Genomic DNA, 2,362 nt, shown 5'->3' with positions numbered 1-2,362 from the left:
GGGGCGAGCAGCGCGGCGCAGGCCTCCCGCACCGCCGTGCTCCGGTCCGGGTTGGCCAGCGCGAGGATGCCGCCCGTCCGGGCGCCGGCGTGCTTGGAGAGGCTGAAGACGGAGGCGTCGCCCCAGGCCCCGACCGGCCGCCCGCCGACCTCGCTGCCGATGGCGTGCGCCCCGTCCTCGAACAGCGGGATGCCCAGCGCGTCGCAGCGGGCCCGCAGTCCGGGCGCCGGGTCCGGGTTGCCGTACAGGTTCGTGGTCAGTACGGCGGACAGCGATCCCCAGGTCTCGTCCGGCACCGCGTCGGCGTCGATGGACGCGTCGAACGGGTGGAGCGGCGCCTGCACCGGGCGCAGGCCCGCCGCGAGCACCACGAAGAGGACCACGTCGTCGTTGACCGGCGACATCAGCACCCTGCCGCCCGGCGGGCACCAGTGGCGCAGCGCCACGAACAGCCCGAACCTGCACGACGGCACGTACACGCATTCCCGGCCGAGCCGGTCGCGCACGGCGTCCTCCAGCCTCTTCGGCCGCACGCCGGAACGCGCCGGTCCCGGACCGGCCTCCCCAATGGCCATCCGTCCCCCCGGTGTGCCGTCGGAACGCCCCCTCCCCGAGGCCTTCCGGCACCCGCCCAGAGTCGCCCCGTTCGCACCGCTCCGTCAAGATTGCGTACCCGGCCCGTGGACGGCCCCCGGCACGCGGGGGAGGCGGCGCACGCGTCGTCCCGTCCGGGACGCGCACGCCTGCCCCGCCCCGGACCCGTCCCTCCGCCTCTGCCCAAGACCGCCGCGGCACCCGTAACGTGTGGCACGACCACGGACACGTGGAGCACCTGCGCACACGAGAGCGAGGCAGCACCCGATGCCCCCCTTCGATGTCCCCGAGGGCGATCCCTTCGGCCCGCACAACCTGCCGTACGGCGTGTTCTCGCCCCCCGGTTCGTCGGAGCGGAGGGTGGGCGTCCGGCTCGGCGACCGCGTCCTCGGCGCCGGCGCCGCCGCACACGCCCTGGGGTCCCCGTACGCCTCCCTGCTGGCCCGCCCGACCCTCAACCCGCTGCTGGCTGCGGGCCGTACGGCCTGGTCGGACGTCCGGCGCGCCCTCACCGCCTGGGTGACCGTGCCGGCGCACCGGGAGGCCGTCGAGCCGCTGTTCCACCCGTTGTCGTCGGTGACCCTGCACCTGCCCTTCGAGGTCGCGGACTACGTCGACTTCTACGCCTCCGAGCACCACGCCCGCAACGTCGGCCGGATCTTCCGCCCGGACGCCCCCGACTCCCTCACCCCGAACTGGAAGCACCTGCCGATCGGTTACCACGGCCGCTCCGGCACGGTGCTGGTGTCCGGCACCGACGTCGTGCGCCCCTCGGGGCAGCGCAAGGCGCCCACCGATCCCGTCCCGGTCTTCGGCCCGTCGGTGCGGCTGGACATCGAGGCCGAGGTCGGCTTCGTGGTCGGGGCGCCGTCCGAGCTGGGCCGGCCGGTGCCGCTCGGCGGCTTCCGCGACCACGTCTTCGGCCTCTGCCTCCTCAACGACTGGTCCGCACGCGACGTCCAGGCCTGGGAGTACGTTCCCCTCGGCCCGTTCCTCGGCAAGTCCTTCGCCACCTCTGTCTCGGCCTGGATCACCCCGCTGGACGCCCTGGAGGAGGCCCGGGTGGCGCCGCCGGAGCGCACCCACGCGCTGCTGCCGTACCTGGACGACGCGGACGAGGAACCCGGCGGTTACGACCTGCGGATCTCCGTGGCCGTCAACGGGCACGTCGTCTCCGAGCCTCCCTTCTCCACGATGTACTGGACGGCCGCCCAGCAGCTCGCGCACATGACCGTGAACGGCGCCTCCCTGCGCACCGGCGACCTCTACGGGTCCGGCACGGTGAGCGGGCCCGCCGAGGGGCAGCGCGGGTCCCTGCTGGAACTGACCTGGAACGGCCGTGACGCCCTCGAACTCCCCGACGGCAAGCGGACCTTCCTGGAGGACGGCGACGTGGTGACCCTGTCGGCCTGGGCCCCGGGCCCGGACGGGGTCCGCGTCGGCCTCGGCGAGGTCACGGGACGGGTCGTCCCCCGGGCCGACCCCGCGGGCTGACCCGCGGGCTGACCCGCGGGCCGCTCCGGCGAGGCGTCCGCCGCACGCCCGCCCTGCCCCACCCCTGCCCCGCACCGCCCGACGCCACGTCAGTATGACGGCGAAGGGCGGTGCGGGGCAGGGGTGGGGCAGGGCGGGCGTGCGGCGGACGCCTCGCCGGAGCGGCCCGCGGGTCAGCCCGCGGGTCAGCCCGCGGGGTCGGCCCGGGGGACGACCCGTCCCGTGACCGCGCCGAGGCCGACGCGGACCCCGTCCGGGCCCGGCGCCCAGGCCG

Annotated in this window: 2 protein-coding genes; one reads left to right on the top strand and one right to left on the bottom strand. The window is 75.9% G+C overall.

All coding sequences use genetic code 11. The annotated features are described in order from the left end of the window. On the bottom strand, positions 1-575 hold a 575-nt coding region (locus AOK18_RS10535; protein ID WP_167738667.1), incomplete at its 3' end, for a DegT/DnrJ/EryC1/StrS family aminotransferase. 286 nt (positions 576-861) lie between these two features. On the opposite strand from AOK18_RS10535, the gene fahA reads away from it, so the two are divergent. Further along, a complete protein-coding gene (gene fahA / locus AOK18_RS10530) occupies positions 862-2,088 on the top strand; it encodes a fumarylacetoacetase (protein ID WP_055694140.1) in 1,227 nt (408 codons plus the stop codon). Positions 2,089-2,362 lie beyond the last annotated feature (274 nt).

Origin of the sequence: Streptomyces prasinopilosus (genome assembly GCF_001419695.1) — a bacterium.
In the GTDB taxonomy this organism is placed as follows: Bacteria; Actinomycetota; Actinomycetes; order Streptomycetales; family Streptomycetaceae; genus Streptomyces; species Streptomyces prasinopilosus.
This window is presented reverse-complemented; position numbering and strand designations above follow the sequence as displayed.

Bases quoted from the DNA above. Each gene is read 5' to 3' on its own strand.
- fahA (WP_055694140.1), top strand. From the start codon at position 862: ATGCCCCCCTTCGATGTCCCCGAGGGCGATCCCTTCGGCCCGCACAAC.